General features: G+C 66.5%; 21 protein-coding genes. 17 read left to right on the forward strand and 4 right to left on the reverse strand.

Features of this window, described 5'->3' with window-relative positions; genetic code table 11:
• Positions 1-53: 53 nt before the first annotated feature.
• The 3 genes from ACRQ5J_RS12705 (at position 54) to ACRQ5J_RS12715 (ending at position 5,474) form a co-directional block, all read left to right on the forward strand.
• Positions 54-2,237: a two-component system response regulator gene (locus ACRQ5J_RS12705; protein WP_432377292.1), complete on the forward strand. Its 2,184-nt coding sequence runs from the start codon at positions 54-56 to the stop codon at positions 2,235-2,237.
• A gap of 22 nt (positions 2,238-2,259) precedes the next feature.
• Positions 2,260-4,041 (forward strand): DUF885 domain-containing protein, encoded by a 1,782-nt coding sequence (locus tag ACRQ5J_RS12710; RefSeq protein WP_432377293.1) that lies wholly within the window; start codon positions 2,260-2,262, stop codon positions 4,039-4,041.
• A gap of 71 nt (positions 4,042-4,112) precedes the next feature.
• On the forward strand, positions 4,113-5,474 hold the full coding sequence (locus ACRQ5J_RS12715; RefSeq protein ID WP_432377294.1) for a DUF945 family protein: 1,362 nt from the start codon (positions 4,113-4,115) through the stop codon (positions 5,472-5,474).
• 91 nt (positions 5,475-5,565) lie between these two features.
• Here the strand turns inward: ACRQ5J_RS12715 and ACRQ5J_RS12720 are convergent, their stop codons facing one another.
• From ACRQ5J_RS12720 to ACRQ5J_RS12730, 3 genes are all read right to left on the reverse strand, one after another.
• A complete protein-coding gene (locus tag ACRQ5J_RS12720) occupies positions 5,566-6,456 on the reverse strand; it encodes an NAD-dependent epimerase/dehydratase family protein (protein ID WP_432377295.1) in 891 nt (296 codons plus the stop codon).
• A gap of 283 nt (positions 6,457-6,739) precedes the next feature.
• A complete protein-coding gene (locus ACRQ5J_RS12725; RefSeq protein WP_432377296.1) occupies positions 6,740-7,264 on the reverse strand; it encodes a Csu type fimbrial protein in 525 nt (174 codons plus the stop codon).
• Between the two features lie 86 nt (positions 7,265-7,350).
• Entirely contained in the window at positions 7,351-7,551 is a 201-nt protein-coding gene (locus ACRQ5J_RS12730) for a hypothetical protein (RefSeq protein WP_432377297.1), read from the reverse strand.
• Positions 7,552-7,592: 41 nt separating this feature from the next.
• Here ACRQ5J_RS12730 and ACRQ5J_RS12735 point away from each other — a divergent pair, with 41 nt between their 5' ends.
• The 8 genes from ACRQ5J_RS12735 to ACRQ5J_RS12770 all read left to right on the forward strand — a co-directional run bounded on the left by ACRQ5J_RS12735 (position 7,593) and on the right by ACRQ5J_RS12770 (position 13,244).
• A complete protein-coding gene (locus ACRQ5J_RS12735) occupies positions 7,593-8,429 on the forward strand; it encodes an urease accessory protein UreD (RefSeq protein WP_432377298.1) in 837 nt (278 codons plus the stop codon).
• Between the two features lie 15 nt (positions 8,430-8,444).
• Entirely contained in the window at positions 8,445-8,747 is a 303-nt protein-coding gene (locus ACRQ5J_RS12740) for an urease subunit gamma (protein ID WP_432377299.1), read from the forward strand.
• Positions 8,748-8,758: 11 nt separating this feature from the next.
• Positions 8,759-9,067 (forward strand): urease subunit beta, encoded by a 309-nt coding sequence (locus tag ACRQ5J_RS12745; protein WP_432377300.1) that lies wholly within the window; start codon positions 8,759-8,761, stop codon positions 9,065-9,067.
• Position 9,068: 1 nt separating this feature from the next.
• On the forward strand, positions 9,069-10,769 hold the full coding sequence (ureC, locus tag ACRQ5J_RS12750) for an urease subunit alpha (protein ID WP_432377301.1): 1,701 nt from the start codon (positions 9,069-9,071) through the stop codon (positions 10,767-10,769).
• Positions 10,770-10,771: 2 nt separating this feature from the next.
• Entirely contained in the window at positions 10,772-11,275 is a 504-nt protein-coding gene (gene ureE, locus ACRQ5J_RS12755; RefSeq protein ID WP_432377302.1) for an urease accessory protein UreE, read from the forward strand.
• A gap of 92 nt (positions 11,276-11,367) precedes the next feature.
• Positions 11,368-12,048, forward strand: a complete 681-nt coding sequence (locus ACRQ5J_RS12760; RefSeq protein WP_432377303.1) for an urease accessory protein UreF — start codon at positions 11,368-11,370, stop codon at positions 12,046-12,048.
• Positions 12,049-12,057: 9 nt separating this feature from the next.
• Positions 12,058-12,672, forward strand: coding sequence for an urease accessory protein UreG (ureG, locus tag ACRQ5J_RS12765; protein WP_432377304.1), 615 nt, complete (start codon positions 12,058-12,060; stop codon positions 12,670-12,672).
• Between the two features lie 11 nt (positions 12,673-12,683).
• Positions 12,684-13,244 (forward strand): HupE/UreJ family protein, encoded by a 561-nt coding sequence (locus tag ACRQ5J_RS12770; RefSeq protein WP_432377305.1) that lies wholly within the window; start codon positions 12,684-12,686, stop codon positions 13,242-13,244.
• A gap of 1 nt (position 13,245) precedes the next feature.
• On the opposite strand, the gene ACRQ5J_RS12775 is transcribed toward ACRQ5J_RS12770, so the two are convergent.
• Complete coding sequence (locus ACRQ5J_RS12775; protein WP_432377306.1) at positions 13,246-13,740, reverse strand: 1-acyl-sn-glycerol-3-phosphate acyltransferase; 495 nt, start codon at positions 13,738-13,740, stop codon at positions 13,246-13,248.
• 264 nt (positions 13,741-14,004) lie between these two features.
• Here ACRQ5J_RS12775 and ACRQ5J_RS12780 point away from each other — a divergent pair, with 264 nt between their 5' ends.
• The 6 genes from ACRQ5J_RS12780 to ACRQ5J_RS12805 all read left to right on the forward strand — a co-directional run bounded on the left by ACRQ5J_RS12780 (position 14,005) and on the right by ACRQ5J_RS12805 (position 18,992).
• Positions 14,005-15,345, forward strand: coding sequence for a sigma 54-interacting transcriptional regulator (locus ACRQ5J_RS12780; protein ID WP_432377307.1), 1,341 nt, complete (start codon positions 14,005-14,007; stop codon positions 15,343-15,345).
• A 166-nt stretch (positions 15,346-15,511) separates the two neighbouring features.
• A complete protein-coding gene (locus tag ACRQ5J_RS12785) occupies positions 15,512-16,465 on the forward strand; it encodes a hypothetical protein (RefSeq protein WP_432377308.1) in 954 nt (317 codons plus the stop codon).
• Between the two features lie 50 nt (positions 16,466-16,515).
• On the forward strand, positions 16,516-16,836 hold the full coding sequence (locus ACRQ5J_RS12790; RefSeq protein WP_432377309.1) for a hypothetical protein: 321 nt from the start codon (positions 16,516-16,518) through the stop codon (positions 16,834-16,836).
• Entirely contained in the window at positions 16,833-17,657 is an 825-nt protein-coding gene (locus ACRQ5J_RS12795; RefSeq protein ID WP_432377310.1) for a C39 family peptidase, read from the forward strand. Before ACRQ5J_RS12790 ends, ACRQ5J_RS12795 begins: the two co-directional genes overlap by 4 nt.
• Before the next feature lie 65 nt (positions 17,658-17,722).
• On the forward strand, positions 17,723-17,920 hold the full coding sequence (locus ACRQ5J_RS12800) for a hypothetical protein (protein WP_432377311.1): 198 nt from the start codon (positions 17,723-17,725) through the stop codon (positions 17,918-17,920).
• Positions 17,921-17,930: 10 nt separating this feature from the next.
• Complete coding sequence (locus tag ACRQ5J_RS12805) at positions 17,931-18,992, forward strand: acetate kinase (protein WP_432377312.1); 1,062 nt, start codon at positions 17,931-17,933, stop codon at positions 18,990-18,992.
• Positions 18,993-19,000 lie beyond the last annotated feature (8 nt).

Consider the following 19,000-nt stretch of genomic DNA (forward strand, 5'->3'; position numbering starts at 1 on the left):
TATATGATAGCGGCAGCAACCTACCGTAGTTGACTTGGCGAGAGACTTTTTACATGCACCGGGATTTGTCGGAACAACACACCAAAGGCGAAGTGCTGATCGTGGAGGACACGCCAGCCTCGCTCAAGCTGCTGAGCGACCTGCTGACAGACGCCGGTTACTATGTGCGCCAGGCTCCCAACGGCGAGCTGGCGCTGTGGACGGCGCAATCGCGGCCGCCGGAACTGATCCTGCTCGACGTGCGCATGCCCGGCATCGACGGTTTTGAAGTCTGCCGCCGGCTCAAGGCCACGCCGGAACTGAGCCAGGTGCCGGTGATCTTCCTGTCGGCGCAGCACGATACCGACGACAAGGTGCGCGGCTTCGCGCTGGGCGCGGTCGACTTTGTCGCCAAGCCGTTCCAGGCCGAGGAAATCCTGGCCCGCACCGACGCCCACGTGCGGCTGGGCCGCGCGCAGAAGGCGCTGGCGGCCGAACGCGCGCTGCTGGAGCAGCGCGTTGCCGAGCGCACCGCCGAACTGGCCAGGGAAGTCGAGCAGCGCCGCGCCAACGAGGAGTTCCTGCGCCTGGCCAGCCAGGTGTTCGAGGCGACCCAGGACGCCATCGTCGTCACCGACAGCCAGGCGCGCATCGTCGCCACCAATCCGGCGTTCACGCAGATTTCCGGCTACACCGCCAAGGAGGTGCTGGGCGAGAGCATCGGCATGCTGCACGCCGGCGACCAGGATGTCAGCGCCTTTGACGCCATGGTGCAGTCGGTGATGAAGACCGGCCACTGGTCGGGCGAAATCCTGGCGCGCCGCAAGAACGGCGACATCTATCCGGGCCTGCTGAGCGCCTCGGTGGTGCGCGACGAGCGCGGCCACGTGATCAACCACGTGGCGGTGTTCATGGACATCACCGAGCGCAAGGCCGAGCAGCACCTGATCGACTTCCTGTCCAACCACGACGCCCTGACCGGCCTGCCGAACCGCCTGCTGGCGCGCCAGCGCTTCACGCAGACGCTCAACGCCGCCCGCCGCGAAGGCCGCTGCGTGGCCGTCATGTGCCTCGACCTGGACCGCTTCAAGAGCATCAACGATTCATATGGCCACGACATGGGCGACAAGGCCTTGCAGGTGGTGTCCAGGTACCTGAGCGAGACGGTGCGCGAGAGCGACACGGTGACGCGCCAGGGCGGCGACGAATTCCAGATCATCGTCCCCGACGATCCGCAACTGGGCGCCACCATGGCGCTGGCGCAGAACATCCTGGCCGGCCTGCGCAAGGAACTGGTGATCGACGGCCAGCAGATCACCGTCACCTCCAGCATCGGCATCGCCGTCAGCCTGACCGACGGCGACAGCTTCGATGAACTGGTGCGCAACGCCGACACGGCGCTGTTCCGCGCCAAGGAGATCGGGCGCGACAACTACGCCTTCTTCACCGAACGGATGGACGCGGAAATCCGCGACAAGCTGGCGATCCAGAGCCAGCTGCGCGGCGCCATCGCGCGCGACGAGTTCGAGGTGCATTATCAGCCGCAGGTGTGCCTGAAATCGGGCGCCGTGGTCGGCGCCGAGGCGTTGCTGCGCTGGGATAGCGCGGTGCTGGGCAAGGTGCCGCCGAACCGCTTCATCCCGCTGGCCGAGGAATATGGCCTGGTCAATTCCATCGGCGAGTGGGTGCTGGAGAGCGTGTGCGCGCAGATGAAGGTGTGGCACGACCAGGGCCTGGGCAAGATCAAGGTGGCGGTCAACCTGGCCGCCGGCCAGTTCGCCAACGACGCCACGGTGCCGTATGTGGAAAGCACGCTGCGCAAGTTCGGCGTGGCGGCCGAATATCTGGGCCTGGAGATCACCGAGGGCACGGTGATGGGCGATCCTAACAAGGCGGTGGCGGTGCTGCGCCGGCTGAAGGACATCGGCGTCAGCATTTCGCTGGACGACTTCGGCACCGGCTATTCCAGCCTGAGCTACCTGAAACGCTTCCCGATCGACGTGCTGAAAATTGACAAATCCTTCGTGGACGACGTCACCACCGACAGCGCCGACGCCGCCATCGCCCTGTCGGTCATCTCGCTGGCACACAATTTGAATATGCGGGTGATAGCGGAGGGCGTGGAGACGCGCGAACAGGTGCGGTTCCTGACTGAACGTGGTTGCGACGAGATGCAGGGCTACTACTTCAGCCGTCCGCTCAATGCCGAGGGCTTTACCGCGCTGCTGCGCGAGCGCCGCCAGCTCTCGGACCTGTAATTAACCTTTTCTCTGGAGCGTTATGGAAAAGAAGTTCAGCACCGCGATCGCCGGTGCATGCATGGTGTTGTGCCTCGGCGCAGCCAATGTCAACGCCGCCGCGCCGGCCGTCAAGGCCGGAGCGGCGGACGCGCAGTTCAAGGCCCTCTACACCCAGGAATGGAAGTGGCGCATCAGCCAGAAGCAGGAAGACGGCGAGGATGACGACGACAGCGGCGTCTCGCCGACGCTGCCGCGCATCGACCTCGCCACCCAGAACCAGCGCCTGGCCTATTGGCAGGGCGTGATGAAAAAGCTCGACGGCATCAAGGAAGCGCGCCTGTCGGCGCCGGAGCGCATCAACTACCAGGTGTACAAGGCGCAGATCGCCGCCTTCATCGCCGCCCTTCAGTTCAAGGAGTACGAGAAGCCGCTGAACGCCGATACCGCGTTCTGGTCGAACATGACCTACACCGCGCGCCGGCCGATGGCCAAGGAGGCCGAGTTCCGCGACTACCTCAAGCAGCTGGCCGACACGCCGCGCTACTTCAACGACGAAATCGTCAACATGCGGGCCGGCATGGCGCGCGGCTTCACGCCGCCGAAGATCACGCTGGTGGGGCGCGATTCGTCGATCACCTCCATCACCGACGCCAAAACGCCGCAGGACACGGTGTTCTACCTGCCGTTCAAGAACATGCCGGCGTCGATCCCGGCGGCGCGCCAGGACGAGCTGCGCGCGCAGGCGGTGCGGGCCATCGGGACTTACGTGATCCCGGCCCACAAGTCGCTGCTGAAGTTCATGCGCGAAGAGTATGTGCCGGCGGCGCGCGAGGAACTGGCGGCCGAGAGCCTGCCGGACGGGAAGGCGTACTACCAGTCGAAGATCGTCGAATTCACCACCACCGCGATGACGGCGGAGCAGATCCACAACATCGGCCTGGAGGAAATGGCCAAGATCCGCGCCGAGATGCATGACGTGATCAAGCAGGTCAAGTTCGACGGCGACCTGCCGGCCTTCCTGCAATTCCTGCGCACCGATCCGCAGTTTTACGCCAAGACGCCGGAAGAGCTGCTGATGCGCTCGGCCTGGGTGGCCAAGAAGTTCGACGGCAAGGTGTCGCAATACTTCGGCTACCTGCCGCGGCGCCGCTTCGCGGTGATCCCGGTGCCGGACGACCAGGCGCCGTTCTATACCTCGGGCCGTGGCGGTCCGGGCGTGTACCTGGTAAACACCTACAACCTGCCGTCGCGCGCGCTGTACAGCATGCCGGCGCTGACGCTGCACGAATCGGCGCCGGGCCACGCCTTCCAGATGCCGATCGCGCTGGAGCAGAAAGGCCGCCCGCCGTTCCGCAACGCCTATATCTCGGCATACGGCGAGGGCTGGGCGCTGTACACCGAGCGCCTCGGCGCCGAGATGGGCATGTACGAAACGCCTTACGAAACCTTCGGCATGCTAAGTTACCAGGCCTGGCGCGCCTCGCGGCTGGTGGTCGACACCGGCATCCACAGCAAGGGCTGGACGCGCAAGCAGGCGCAGGATTACCTGCGCGAGAATACCGCCTTGTCGAATCACGAGATCGAAACCGAGGTCGACCGCTATATTTCGTGGCCGGGCCAGGCGCTGTCCTACTACCTGGGCGAGATGAGCATCATCAAGGCGCGCAAGAAGGCCGAGCAGGCGCTGGGGCAGAAGTTCGACATCCGCAACTTCCACGACACCGTGCTGCAACTCGGTTCGGTGCCGCTGCCGGTGCTGGAAGCCCGCATCGACCAGTTCATCGCCGAGGGCGGAAAAAGCCCTTATCCCGGCCTGGAGTGACAATTCGAGTATTTCCAGAGAGCATTGTTAGGTAAAATACCAATACTTTTAACAATCTCCTGGTTAAAACTTTGAAAAAGACTTTATTCGCAGTAACGATGGCCAGCGCCGTGCTGGCCATGCCTTCCCACGCCGCCGACGCCGGGCCGGCCCTTTCCGAAATCATCAGCAAGGACGCCGCCGCCACGCTGGCGCAGGCCGCCAAGGAGTTGAAGGCGGCCCAGGGCGCCGAGCGCAACTTCGTCAAGCAACTCGATACCTACGCCGCGTTTGAATTCTCGCCCGAGCTGCGTCCGAAGCTGAAGGCAATCTTCGGCAGCGAACGGCCATTCCGCCTGGAGCGCGTGGAGGGCGGCGCCAAGGGCCAGTTCAACTACGTCGGCAGCCTGGCGCCGTACACCTACCAGCAGGACAACGGCACCGATTTCAGCTGGACCGGGGCGATGGCCAACATCACCACCGACAAGGCCGGCCGCACCATCAGCAGCACCGGCGCGTGGCCGTCGCTGCTGGTAACGCGGCCGGGCTCCACCTTCAGCGTGGTCAACATGACCATGAACGCCCGGCAGCAGCGCGGCGCCGATGGTGTGGCGTATGGCCATGCGCAGTTCAATGTCGGCGCGCTGACGGTGCGCAAGCTGCCGGCCGGCGGCGACAGCAAGGAAGCGCTGCGCCTGGACGATATCGCCGTGCGCTCCGAGGTGAACCGTCGCGGCGCGCTGGCGGAAATCGGCTACCGTACCTCGATCAAGGCGGTGGTTGTCGGCGACCAGCAGGTCGACCGCGTTAACCTCGCCCTGCGCGTGACGAATGTCCCGGCCAAGGCCATGGCCGAGCTGGACAAGGTGGTGAACGCGCAGCACAACAGCAAGCTGTCGGACGACGAGCAGGCCAGGCTGATGCTGAAGAATCTGGAGAGCTTCGGCAAGCGCGCGGCGGTGGCTGGCGCGACGCTGGTGATCGACGATATCAGCGCCGCTTACCGTGGCAATGTGGCGTCGCTGAAGGGCCGCATCGGCTTCCAGAAGGCGACCGAGGCGGACTTCAAGAACCCGGGCGCGCTGCTGACGAAGCTGGTGGCGAATTTCGAGCTGCGGCTGCCGGTGGCGCTGGTCAAGGATGTCTCGCACGCTTTCGCCGCCAGGAACACGGACGCGACGGCGCCGGATGCGCAGGGGCAGATCGCCAAGGCCTCCGACGCCATGGCCAGCATGGTGGTCGGCAAGTCGATCAGCAGCGGCTTCGCGGTGATGGACAAGGACGTGTTGCGCTCGGCCATCCAGATCCGGAATGGCAAGCTGACCGTCAACGGCAAGGAAGTCGACGTCGCCGGCCAGCTCAAGACGCTGGGCGCAAAGATTTTTGCACCGAAAGCCCAGCCAGCGCCTGAACTGCGGCCGGACGTGCAACCGGAGCCCGCCGCGGAGCAATAAAGCGCGGCACGGGCCATGCCCGCGTACGCGGCCAGCCGCCGGCGGTAGCGCCTGCGGCTGGCGGCGCTGCGCCTGTCCGGCCGCGCCGCTGTTACTTCAGCATATCGTTGGCGATCCAGTCCAGCACCGGCGGGCGATGTGGCTGCCAGCCGAGCTGGCGGGCGCGGGCGCCGCGCACGCGGCTGTTGGAGCCGAGGCTGTAGGACGCCATTTCGTAGCCCCATTCCTTGATCGCCTCGTCCAGCGGCCAGTCCTGCGCCGCGCCCAGCCCGAGCGCCCTGGCGATCGCCGCGCTCATGTCGCGGAAGGCCGCTTCGCCGCTCTCGACGAAATAGAAGGCGCCCGCTTCGGTTTTTTCCAGGGCCAGCAGGTACAGATCGACCACATCGTCGATATGCACATTCGACCAGATGTTGCGGCCCGGCCCGACATGCCGCACGATGCCGCTCTTGCGCGCCTGCTTCAACAAGCGCGGCAACTGCACCGAGTCGCGCGGCAGCGCGCCGTGGCCATAGATCAGCGTGTTGCACAGCACGGCCGAGCGCACGCCCTTGCTGGCCGCGTCCAGCACCAGATTGTCGATCGCCACGCGCGCCGCCTTGTCGGCGGTCGGCGCCGGCAGCTTGTCTTCGTAATAGATCTTGTCGGTGCCTTCGCCGCCCGAGGCGTCGCCGACGATGCTCGAACCGCTGGTGTGCAGCAACACTTTGCCCGAGCCGGTCAGCGCTTCGACCAGCGCTTCGACCGCGACGCGGTTGTCGCTGCTGGCGGCGTTGATGACGGCGTCGGCCGCCTGTGCCTGCGCGATCAGCAGGGCGCGGTCGTCCAGCGCGCCGAGCAGGCCGGTGACGCCGATCTTTTTCACTTCTTCCAGCTGCGCCGGCTGGCGCACGAGGCCAATCACTTCATGGCCGGCCTTGACCAGAGCGGCCGCGATCGAGCCGCCGATGTAACCGGCCGCGCCGGTGACGAATACTTTCATGTTCTGCTCCATATCGATTCCAGGAGCAGACAGTATGGGGATGGGGCAGGTGCACACCAAGGGGCGGCGGGGCAAAGCTGTCTTGCGCCGGGTTCAATAATTCAAAGTGAACGGGGGCGCCGGTAAGGGGCATGCAGTGTGGTGGCGCAATAGGAAAGCGGCCGCTACGCTGAGGCGGTGTTGGTTCAGGCTAGGGGAAACTGTAGCGCGGGCTTGGGCGCCGGGAGGTGTTGCTGGTCGCGTCGTCAGCTGATTCTGGGGCTGGCGGCGGAGGGGGGCTTGCTTAGAAGAAGACGGTCGCGGTGATGGTGGTTTTGTACACGTCCGGTACCGGCGTGTTTTGCGCAGGCACGACACCATAGACAGTGTGGGTTTGCGCAGTGCCGGTGCCGGTCGCGGACTTGGTGTCGGTGCCTTGGGTGTTGCCCCAGTTGGTGGTGCCGGCGGCCTGGTACAGATTGAAAGCAACGGTGCTGGTGTTGCCGCCGGTGGTGCCGCCCATCAGGCGCGCGGCGGTGGTGGAGCCGCCGGTGGTGCCGGCGTTCAGGCCGATATTGTACAAGGTGGTGTTGGTGCAGGTGACGCTCAGCGAGGTGTTGACGCTGATGTTGGTCGACAGCAGACCCTGCGACTGGCCGAAGTCCAGCGCGGTGGCCGAGATGGTGCAGTCGGGGATGATCTTCAGCGTGACGTCGAAGGTCGAGGACTTTAAGCCGTTGCTGTACACGGCTGCGCCGCTCAGCATTGGCAACATCGCGGCGCCGAAGGTGACGGCCAGTGCAACGCGGGTCAGGGTTTTGCTTTTCATGATGATCTCCAGGTTAAGTTAGCAAAGCGCGATCTCGGACAACTTTTGTTTCTGCACTTCAATGAGTTCCATTATTCCTCAAGCGTTTAAACGCTGCTTTTGTCTAACGCGGCAATACTTTTGATGGCGTAGAAATCCATAAAATATTTTGCCCAGTGGCACTTTTTTACAACGGCCATCTTTTGCGGGCGGCGGCGGCGCTTCTGAATGCAGCGCTGCACTGCCGTGGTGCAGGGCGCAAGCTGGCGGTGCATTCCGCCGCGCGCAGCGCGCATTTCGGCTGGCATGGCGATTGCATAGGACAGCACATTATTTAAAAGTGATCCCCATGCCCGACTGCACCGTATCGCGAGACCTCGCCGCCAGCCTCACGCTCGGCTTTGCCGACGACGGCGGCACTACGCGGCTGCTCGACAAGCGCCACTCCGGCCCGCTGCGCGTGCAGAAGGCGCTGTACGCGGAAGGCCCGGAGGTTTGCCAGGCCATCATTGTCCATCCGCCCGGCGGCGTGGTCGGCGGCGACCAGCTGGAAATCGACATCGGCGTCGGCGACCGGGCGCACGCCTTCATCACCACGCCCGGCGCGGCCAAGTGGTATCGCGCCAATGGCAGGGTGTCGCGCCAGTCGGTGCACCTGCATGTCAACCAGGACGCGGCGCTGGAGTGGCTGCCGCAGGAAACCATCTTCTTCGACGCCGCCGACGTCGAGCTGGCACAGGAGGTGGAACTGGCGGCCGGCGCCACCTTCATCGGCTGCGAAATCCTGTGCATGGGGCGGCGCGGCTCGGGCGAGGTATTCGATACGGGCCGCATCCGCCAGCGCAGCAGCATCCGCCGCGAAGGACGGCTGATCTGGTGGGAGCAGGGCCAGATGCTGGGCGGCCGCCTCGATAGCCCGCTGGCGCTGGGCGGCCGCACGGTGTGCGCGACGCTGATCGCCGCCGGCAAGCCGCTGCCGGCGGCGCTGCTGAACCAGGTCCGCGCCGACCTCGCCGCCGACGGCGACCATCTTGCCGGCGTCACGCAGACCAGGGGCGTGCTGGTGGCGCGCCACCTCGGCGACGACAGCGAAACCGCGCGCCGCCTGATGCTGGCCGTCTGGCGCCGCCTGCGCCCGCACCTGTTGCAGCGCGAGGCGGTGACGCCGCGCATCTGGCAAACCTGAAAGAGCATACAAGACATGGACCTGACGCCACGCGAAAAAGACAAGCTGTTGATTTTTACCGCAGGCCTGGTGGCGGAACGCCGCCGCGCGCGCGGATTGAAGCTGAACTACCCGGAAGCGGTGGCGCTGATTAGCTGCGCCATCATGGAAGGTGCCCGCGACGGCAAGACTGTCGCAGAACTGATGTCCGACGGCACGCGGGTACTGACGCGCGCCGACGTCATGGAGGGTATCCCCGAAATGATCCCCGACATCCAGGTCGAAGCGACGTTCCCTGATGGGAGCAAGCTTGTGACTGTCCACAATCCCATCCCATAAAGGAGTTCATCATGATCCCAGGTGAATACAAGCTCGAAGCGGGCGAGATCGGCCTGAACGAGGGCCGCGAAACCACCACCGTCGTCGTCACCAACCAGGGCGACCGCCCGGTGCAAATCGGCTCGCACTTCCATTTTTTCGAGGTGAATTCCGTGCTCAAGCTGGAGCGCTGGAAGGCCTACGGCATGCGCCTGAATATCGCCGCCGGCACCGCCGTGCGCTTCGAGCCGGGCCAGCAGCGCACGGTGGAACTGGTGAAGCTGGACGGCGACCAGGAGGTGTATGGCTTCAATGGCAAGGTGATGGGGAAGCTGGGCTGACATGGCGACCATCTCGCGCCGCGCCTACGCGGAGATGTTCGGCCCCACCACCGGCGACCGCATCCGCCTGGCCGACACCGAACTGTTTATCGAAATCGAGAAGGATCACGCGACCTACGGCGAAGAGGTGAAGTTCGGCGGCGGCAAGGTGATCCGCGACGGTATGGGCCAGTCGCAGCGCGTGGCGGCGCAGGTGATGGACACGGTAATCACCAACGCGGTGATCGTCGACCATTGGGGCATCGTCAAGGCCGACATCGGCCTGAAGAACGGCGTGATCGCCGGCATCGGCAAGGCCGGCAACCCGGACATCCAGCCGAATGTGACGATGGCGATCGGCGGCGCCACCGAGATCATCGCCGGCGAGGGCATGATCGTCACCGCCGGCGGCGTCGATACGCACATCCACTTCATCTGCCCGCAGCAGATCGAGGAGGCGCTGATGAGCGGCGTGACGACCATGATCGGCGGCGGCACCGGTCCGTCGGCAGGCACCTCGGCCACCACCTGTACGCCGGGACCATGGCATCTGCACGCGATGCTGCAGGCGGCCGATGCGTTTCCGATGAACCTGGGCTTTCTCGGCAAGGGCAACGTCAGCCTGCCGGCGCCGCTGGAGGAGCAGGTGCGCGCCGGCGCCATCGGCCTGAAGCTGCACGAGGACTGGGGCAGCACGCCGGCCGCCATCGACAACTGCCTGACGGTGGCGGACCGGATGGACATCCAGGTCGCCATCCATAGCGATACGCTCAACGAGGGTGGCTACCTGGCCGACACGCTGGCGGCGTTCAAGGACCGCACCATCCACACTTTTCACACCGAGGGCGCGGGCGGCGGCCACGCGCCGGACATCATCGCGGCGGTGGGTGAGGGCAATGTGCTACCGTCGTCGACCAATCCGACGCGGCCGTTCACGGTAAATACGCTGGACGAGCATCTGGACATGCTGATGGTGTGCCATCACCTCGACGCGGCCATCACCGAGGACGTGGCGTTCGCCGAGTCGCGCATCCGCCGCGAGACGATTGCGGCCGAGGATATCCTGCACGATATCGGCGCCATTTCAATGATGTCGTCGGACTCCCAGGCCATGGGCCGCGTCGGCGAGGTGATCATGCGCACCTGGCAGACCGCGCACAAGATGAAGCAGCAGCGGGGGCCGCTGGCGCCGGATTCGTCGCGCAACGATAACTTCCGCGTCAAGCGTTACGTCGCCAAGTACACCATCAATCCGGCCATCACGCACGGCATCGCGCATGCGGTCGGTTCGGTGGAGGTGGGCAAGATCGCCGACCTGGTGCTGTGGAAGCCGGCCTTCTTCGGCGTCAAGCCGCAGATGATACTCAAGGGCGGCATGATCGCGGCGGCGCTGATGGGCGACCCGAACGCCTCAATTCCGACGCCGCAGCCGGTGCATTACCGGCCGATGTTCGGCGCCTTTGGCGGCGGCTTGAAGAAGTCGTTCACCTTTGTCTCGCAGGCGGCGTATGACGCCGGCATCGCCGACACGCTGAAATTGAACAAGACGCTGATCGTGGCCAGGGGCATGCGCGCGCTGCGCAAGTCGGACATGATCCACAACGCGCTGGCGCCGAAGATGGACGTCGATCCCGAAACCTATGAAGTGCGCGCCGATGGCGAATTGCTGGTCTGCGAAGCCGCGGTCACGCTGCCGATGGCGCAGCGCTATTTCCTGTTCTGATGATGCTGACTTTACATACGAAGATTGCGCACGCCGACGTGATTGCCGCGCGCCTGGTGCTGCCCTATGAACTGCGCGAGAAGTGCCGCCTGCGGGCGGCGCTCGATACGGGCGAGGAAGTGGCCGTGTTCACCGTGCGCGGCACGGTGCTGCGCGACGGCGACCTGCTGACCGGCGAGGACCGGCGCGTGGTCCGCGTGGTGGCCGCGCCGGAGCCGACTTACAAGGTGACTTGCGCCGATGCGCATGCGCTGCTGCGCTGCGCCTTCCATCTCGGGAACCGGCATACGCAGGCGCAGGTGGGCGAGGGTTTCCTGCGCATCCGCGCCGATGCGGTGTTGCGGGAGATGCTGGCCGGGCTGGGGGCGACGGTGGCGGAAGAGATGGCGGCGTTCGAGCCGGAGTCCGGGGCGTATGGCGGCGGGCATGGGCATCACCACGATCACGGGCCGTTGGCGCCTGTTCCGCTGCGCCAGAAAATCCACCGCCCGGGCGATCCCCAATGAGCGCCACCCCGTCGTTCCCGCGCAGGCGGGAACCCATGGAGCGCGCGCCATGTGCCTCGGCATGGGTTCCCGCCTGCGCGGGAACGACGGCGATGGATGCGACGGCGCTGCTGCATCTGCTGCAATTCGCCAGTCCGGCCCTGCCGATCGGCGCCTACAGCTATTCGCAAGGCCTGGAAGCGGCGCTGGAAAGCGGCGACGTCCACAACGCCGACAGCGCCCGCGCATGGATAGTCCGCCACCTGCACGAAGTGGTGGCGCAATGGGAAGCGCCGGTGGCCTGGCGCCTGATGCAAGCGTGGTCGCGGCGCGACTGGTGCGCCGTCAGCGACTGGAACGAAAAATTCATCGCCTCGCGCGACAGCAGCGAATTCCGCGCCGAAACCATCCAGATGGGCTACTCGCTGGCCCAACTGGTCGCGGAACTCGGCATTGCCGATGCCGACACGCTGGACCACCTGCAAAGCCACAACGAAGTCGCGCTGCCGACCGCCTTCGGCTGCGCCGTCGCCGCACTCGCTATCGCACCCGACGCCGCGCTGCTGGCGATGCTGTTTGCCTGGGCCGAAAACCAGGTGCTGGTGTGCGTCAAGTCGGTGCCGCTGGGGCAGGTGGCGGGCCAGCGCATGCTGCTGTCGCTGCGCGCGGACATCGAAACCGCGGCCTGCGCCGCGCAAAACGTCGCTGACGACGACATGTGCAACTGGGCGCCCGGGCTGTCGCTGCTGTCGATGCGTCACGAAGTCCAATACAGCCGTTTATACAGATCCTGAGAGAGCATCATGAAACCATCCAATCCACTGCGCGTCGGCATCGGCGGCCCGGTAGGTTCCGGCAAGACCGCCCTGTGCGAAATGCTGTGCAAGGGCATGCGCGACCGCTACGACATGGCCGTCATCACCAACGACATCTACACCAAGGAGGACATGGAGATCCTGCTGCGCGCCGACGCGCTGCCGGCCGAGCGCCTGATGGGCGTGGAAACCGGCGGCTGCCCGCACACGGCGATCCGCGAGGACGCCTCGATCAACCTCGAAGCCATCGCCCGCATGCAGGCGGACTTCCCGGACCTCGACCTGATCCTGGTGGAGTCCGGCGGCGACAACCTGGCCGCCACCTTCAGCCCCGAGCTGTCCGACCTCACCATCTACGTCATCGATGTCGCCGGCGGCGAGAAGATTCCGCGCAAGGGCGGGCCGGGCATCACGCGCTCCGATCTGCTCATCATCAACAAGACCGACCTGGCGCCGCACGTCGGCGCCGACCTGGACGTCATGGCGCGCGACGCCAGACAGCAGCGCGGCGCGCGGCCGTTCGTGTTCACCAATCTGCGCAGCGGCGAGGGCGTGGAAGCGGTCATCGATTACATCCGCCAGCAAGGCCTGCTGGACCAATAACAGGAGAGAGCATGAAAAAGATCACGATGGCGTTAGCCTCGGCCTTGGCCTTGGCCACAGCCAGCGGCGCGGCGTTCGCCCACACCGGCGCCGGCGCGCACACGCACGGCTTCCTGGCCGGATTCACCCATCCGTTCACCGGCCTCGATCACCTGCTGGCGATGCTGGCGGTGGGCGCCTGGAGCGTGCGCCAACCGAATGCCCGATGGCTGCCGCCAGTTTTCATCGGCATGCTGTTGACCGGCATGGCGGGCGGCGCACTGGGACTGCGCATCCCCGGCCTGGAAACCGGCATCGCGGTGACGGTGGCCTTGATGGGCGTGCTGCTGGTGGCGGCCGCGCGCCTGCCGGCGGTCGCCGGCATGGCCATGGTTGGCGCGTTCGCCGTCTTGCACGGCAACGCGCACGGCCAGGAACTGCCGCAGGCGATCAGCGCGGCCGGCCTGCTGGCGGCGAGCCTGTTGCTGGTGTACGGCGGCAAGTGGCTGGGGCGCGCCAGCCCGGCGCTGGCGGTAAAAGCGTCGGGGGCGGCGATCGCCGCCGCCGGCGTGATGCTGACGGCGGCGGCCTGAATTACTTGCGGTCCTCGGCGCGGCGTTCCTGCAGCACGATAGGCGCCTGGTTTTGCGGATACAGTCCGTGGTGGCCTTCGTACACGGCGCGGATGGCGGCCATGTCGGCCTGCTGGTCGCCGCTCAGGTGCAGGTGGTCCTTCATGGCCAGCGTCTTGTTCGGGTAGTCGATGTACACCAGCGCCAAAGGCACTTTGGCTTCTATCGCCAGATGGTAGAAGCCACTCTTCCAGTTGGGACGGTAGCTGCGCGACGCTTCCGGCGTGATCGCCAGCCAGTACCAGTCGGCGGCGTTCATGCGCTCGGCCTGCGAGCGGATCATGCCCTGTGGCGCGCTGCGGTCGACCGGCTCGCCGCCGAGCGAGCGGAACCAGCCGCCCAGCGGCGATTTGAACAGCGAATCCTTGGCCAGCCAGCGGAACGGCAGGTCCAGCGCCCACTTGCACAGCAGGCCGATGAAGAAGTCCCAGTTCGAGGTGTGCGGATACACCACCACAATGCCGCGCGGACCGGGCAGGGGCGGTACAGGAAACGCCAGCCGAACAGGTTCAGCACCTGTAGCGGCAAACGCCGGCGCCAGGTCGGCAGCGCCGCCGGCTTCAGTTCATCATCAGTCATCTCACTGCACCCTGTGGTCTTATGTAATTTGCACTATTGACAGCGATGTAGCGGGCTGGTCAAAAAGCTGCGCGCATTCTATATTGGCCTCGGCAGTGGGGCAAGCCTTGAACTTTTTGCATCATTGCGCCGTCCAATGGGCATGACGACGAAATCGATACTCTGCGTGGGCAGCGGCGACGCCGGCCTGCCGGCGGACTGGGACGCGCCGCGCGCCGACAGCCTGGCCGAAGCGCGCCGTCATCTGAAGGCGCGCGCCTGCGCGGTCGGCCTGCTGGTGCTGCGGGAGACGGACAGTTGCGCCGATTGCCACGCCTTCCTGGGCGAACACCACGCGCAGCGCTGGATCGCCGTGCTGCCGCCGTCGCTGCTGGCGCTGCCGGCCTGGCGCCAGCTGCTGTGCGACCATTGCGACGACTACCATACGTGGCCGCCCGACCCGCAGCGCCTGCGGCATACGCTCGGCCACGCGCTGGGCATGGCGGCGTTGCGCGCCGGCGAAACGGCGCCGCGCGCCGGCGGCGACGCCACCCTCACCGGGCAGAGCGCGGCCATCACGCGCTTGCGCCGGCAGATCGGCAAGGTGGCGGCGGCCGCCGCGCCAGTGCTGATATGGGGCGAGAGCGGCAGCGGCAAGGAGCTGGCGGCGCAGGCGGTGCACGCGCAATCGGCGCGCCGCGCCGGCCCGTTCGTGCCGATCAACTGCGGCGCGATTCCGTCGCAACTGATCCAGTCCGAGTTATTCGGCCACGAGCGCGGCGCCTTCACCGGCGCGGCGCGCGACAAGCGCGGCCTGATCGAAAGCGCGCAGGGCGGCTCGGTCTTCCTCGATGAAATCGGCGACCTGCCGATGGAACTGCAAGCCAACCTGCTGCGCTTCCTGCAGGAGAAAACCATTTACCGCGTGGGCGGCACGCGCAGCATCGCGGTCGATGCGCGCGTGATCGCCGCCTCGCACGTCAACCTGGCGCAGGCGGTGCAGCGCGGCGCTTTCCGCGAAGACCTGTACTACCGCCTCAACGTGCTGGCGCTGGACGTGCCGCCGCTGCGCGAGCGCAGGGACGACCTGCTGCCGCTGGCCGAACACTTTTTTCATGCCTTTGCCAGCGAGCGGGCGCCGCGCGTGAAGGGTTTCAGCAGCCGCGCGGAGCAGGCGATGCGCGAGCATGACTGGCCCGGTAATGTGCGCGAGCTGCTGAACCGCGTGCGGCGCGCCATGGTCATGGCCGAGGGCCGCCTGATCCTGCCGCAGGATTTAGGCCTGGCCAGCGCGCCGGCGGCCAGCGTGCCGCTGCTGCTGGACGACGCGCGCATCCGCGCCGAGCGCGACGCCATCGACGCCAGCCTGCTGCGTGCCGGCCGCAACATCACGCTGGCCGCGCGTGACCTCGGCGTATCGCGCATGACGCTATACCGGCTGCTGGCCAAGCATGGCATCGACGCGGCGTCGCGCGCCAGTTACACCGATGGCCAGAGTGAATGAGCGGCCGCACTGTCACAGCGGCGTGACGTGGCGCGCCGCGACGGCTTATGCGGCGCCTGCCCCGGCGCCGCATAAGCGTTGCGGATCAATGGCTTGGCGCGCATGGCATCGCGCTTGCGAAGGAAGTCAGACCGGGAGATCGGTCCCCCGGTCACATTCACTTTAATTGCAAGGTAGGAGCAGCTATGAAAAAATCCTGATCGGCGCGGCGATCGCGCTGGCCTTTGGTGCGCAGGCTTATGCGCAAACGGACGTGACGCAATCCGGCGACGGCGCCAGCGCCAGTGGTGGTTCCAACGCCAGGCTGGATAGCAGCACGCGCAACCAGAACAACAATAACAGCAGCAGCGGCGCGGCCAGCGCCAACGCGCTGGCCGGCGTGGCGGCCAACAACGGCGGCACGGCCACATCGACCTTCAGCAACTCGTTCAACACCTCCAGCGCCAATGCCACCAGCACGCTGAACGGCACGGTGCGCGACAACTGGGTCGACTACATCGGCAATGCCGCCAGCAATAGCGGCAACAGCACCGGCGGCAATGGCAGCGGCGGCGCCGGCGGCGCGGCATACGGCGGCCACGCCACAGGCGTGGGCGGCGCGGGCGGCGTTGCGTATAGCGGCGCGGGCGGCGCCGGCGGTTCCAGCGGCGCCGCCACCAATGGCAGCGCGAGCAACGGCGCGCCGTTTGTCGGCGGCGTTGGCGGTGGTGCCGGGGGCGCCGGTGGTGCGGGAGGCGGTGAGACGCCGTCCGGTGGCGGCGCCGGCGCCGCAGGCGGCAGCGGCACGGGCGGCACCGCCAGCAATGGCGATCCGACCAACGGCGGCGCCACTTCCGGCAGCGCGGCGGCCGGCGGCACGGGCGGCGGCAGTACCGGCGGCGCCGGCGGCGCGTCCGGCGCCAATACTGCCGGCACGGCCGCCGGCGGCGCAGGCGGAACCGGCAGCGGCGGCGCGGGCGGCGCATCGTCGGTCAATGCCGGCACGTTCAACGCGTCCAACGCGATGACCAATGTCGGCCAGTCGGCGGCCGGCATCATGGTGGCGGCGCAGAACAGCGGCATCGCCGCGCTGATCCAGCAAAGCGTCAACGTGCAGGCCAACCTGACGCTGGGACGTTAAGGGCGGGCAGGGCGGGGCGCCGGCGCTCCGCTTTCATCGAGGAGGAAGATATGTACACACCAAGTAAATACGCGGCGGCATTGCTGCTGGCCGCGTGCGGCGGCGCCGGCGCGGCGCCGGGCTTCGAGGATGCGCGCCCGGTGGCCGACGAAACGCTGGCCAGGCTGCACGCCGGCGCCGATACGGTGCGCAACCAGATGCGCGTGGACGGCACGGTCAGGGACAACCACACGTCGAATGTGGTCAGCGGCGCCAACACCATCGGCGCCGGAGCGTTTGCCAATGCGGCCGGCATGCCGGTGGCGATACAGAATTCCGGCTCCAATGTGCTGATCCAGAACGCCACCATCATCAACATTCAACTGCAATGAAGCTGACCGCCCTCATGCTGCTGGCCCTCGGCGCGCAGGCCGCCGACCTGCCGTCGCTGAATGGCGGCGGTGGTTATGCGCTGCACGTTACCAGCCTGCAGGAAGCGCGCTTCCGCTCGACCGTGCGCCAGCAGTACGATTTCAGCTGCGGCTCGGCAGCGGTGGCAACGCTACTGAGCTACCACTACGACCGGCCGGTGTCGGAGCAACAGGTGTTCAACGCCATGTACGCGCAGGGCGACCAGCCGCGCATACAGCGCGAAGGCTTTTCGCTGCTGGACATGAAACGCTACCTGGCGCAGCAGGGCTTTACCGCCGACGGCTACAGGCAGCCGCTCGACAAGCTGGCGCAGGCGGCGTTTCCGGCCATCGTACGCATGGTGGACAACGGCTACCTGCACTTTGTCGTCATCAAGGGCATGGACCAGGAGCGCGTACTGATCGGCGATCCCGCCGGCGGCACGCGCGCCATGCGCCGCGACGCTTTCGAGGCGGCCTGGCCGGACAAGCTGCTGTTCGTCATTCACGGCTGGCCGGGCAAGCCCCGTTTCAACCAACAGGCCGACTGGAACGTCGCGCCGCGCGCCGCTGGGCGAGGCGATCAACCGTTCCAGCCTGACCGGCATCACCTTGCCCAAGAACGGCAGCGGCAACTTCTGAAGGAGGCGCTGCCATGCGCAAGATGTTATGGAGCGTGCTGCTGGCCTGTGCGGCGGCGGCACATGCGGACCCGGCCAATGACTGGGCCGCCGTCAACGATAGCGAGCTGGAGCAGGCGCGCGCCGGCTTCGCGCTGGATGGCGGCCTGTTCGTGTCGCTAGGTGTGGAACGTTTGGTTTCGATCAATGGCACTGTTGTAGCAAACACCCGTTTTTCCATCCCCGACATGGCACAGTTGAACGCTGCACAGGCGCAGATGGCCAGCGACGCGATGGCCGCCGTGCTGGTGCAGAACAGCTCCAACGACCAGGCCATCCGCAGCCAGACGACGATCGACACCACGGTCGCCAACCTGGCGCTGCTGAAGGCCGTTCACTTTGAAAGCAGCCTGCGCGACGCACTGCAAGGCGCAGTCGGCAAATAAGGGGGATCGCATGCACATCAACAGACTATGGCTGGCGGCGGCGATGCTGGCCGCAGGGGCGGCCACCGCCGCGCCGGAGCAAGCGGTAGGCGCAGCGCCGCCGCAGGATGGCCGGCCGCCGGCCGTGGCGCCGCTGTTCGAGCAGCCGGGCGTGCTGACGGCGCGCGGCAGGTTTGTACTGGAACCGTCGCTGCAGTTCGGCTACTCGTCCAGCAACCGCGTGGTGCTGGTCGGCTACACGGTCATCCCGGCGCTGCTGATCGGGCTGGTGGATGTGCGCGAGGTCAAGCGCAACACGACCACTGCCGCCGTCACCGGCCGCTATGGCCTGAGCCAGCGCGCTGAAGTCGAGCTAAAGGTGCCGTATGTGTACCGCTCCGACGCCACCGTCAGCCGCGAGGTGTTCACCGGCGCCGGCGTCGACCGCGTGTTCGACACCAGCGGCCGGCACCTTGGCGACGCCGAGCTGGCGCTGCGCTACCAGCTCAACGACGGCGCCGCCGGCCGTCCGTACTACGTGGCCGGGCTGCGCTTCAAGTCGCGCACCGGCACCGATCCGTTTGAAGTGATTACCGATTGCACCAGCCGCTGCGTCGGCCCCAACGCCAGCGGCACCGGCCTGCCGCTGGACCTGCCGACCGGCTCCGGCTTCTATGCCTTGCAGCCGAGCCTGACATGGCTGTATGCCAGCGATCCGGCGATCCTGTTCGGCAGCGTCAGCTACCTGCACAACTTCAAGCGCAGCGACGTCAGCCGCCGCGTGCTCGGCGGCGCGCTGGAGCCGCTGGGCGAGATCAAGCCGGGCGGCGTGATCGGCTTTAACTTTGGCGTCGGCCTGGCGCTGAACGAGCGGGCGCTGATCAGCTTCGGCTACGACCATAGCTCTATCGCCCGCACCAGGCAGAACGGCAGGCCGGTGCCCGCCTCGGTGCGCACGCAGCTTGGGACCTTGTTGCTGGGGTTTGCGTACCGCGTTAACGACAGGCGCACGATCAACATCGCGGTCGGCGCCGGCCTCACGCGCGACACGCCGGACGTGCAGCTGTCGTTGCGCCTGCCGGTCACGTTTTAGCGCTTGTC

It is taken from the genome of Duganella sp. P38 (assembly GCF_050859475.1).
In the GTDB taxonomy this organism is placed as follows: Bacteria; Pseudomonadota; Gammaproteobacteria; order Burkholderiales; family Burkholderiaceae_D; genus Rugamonas.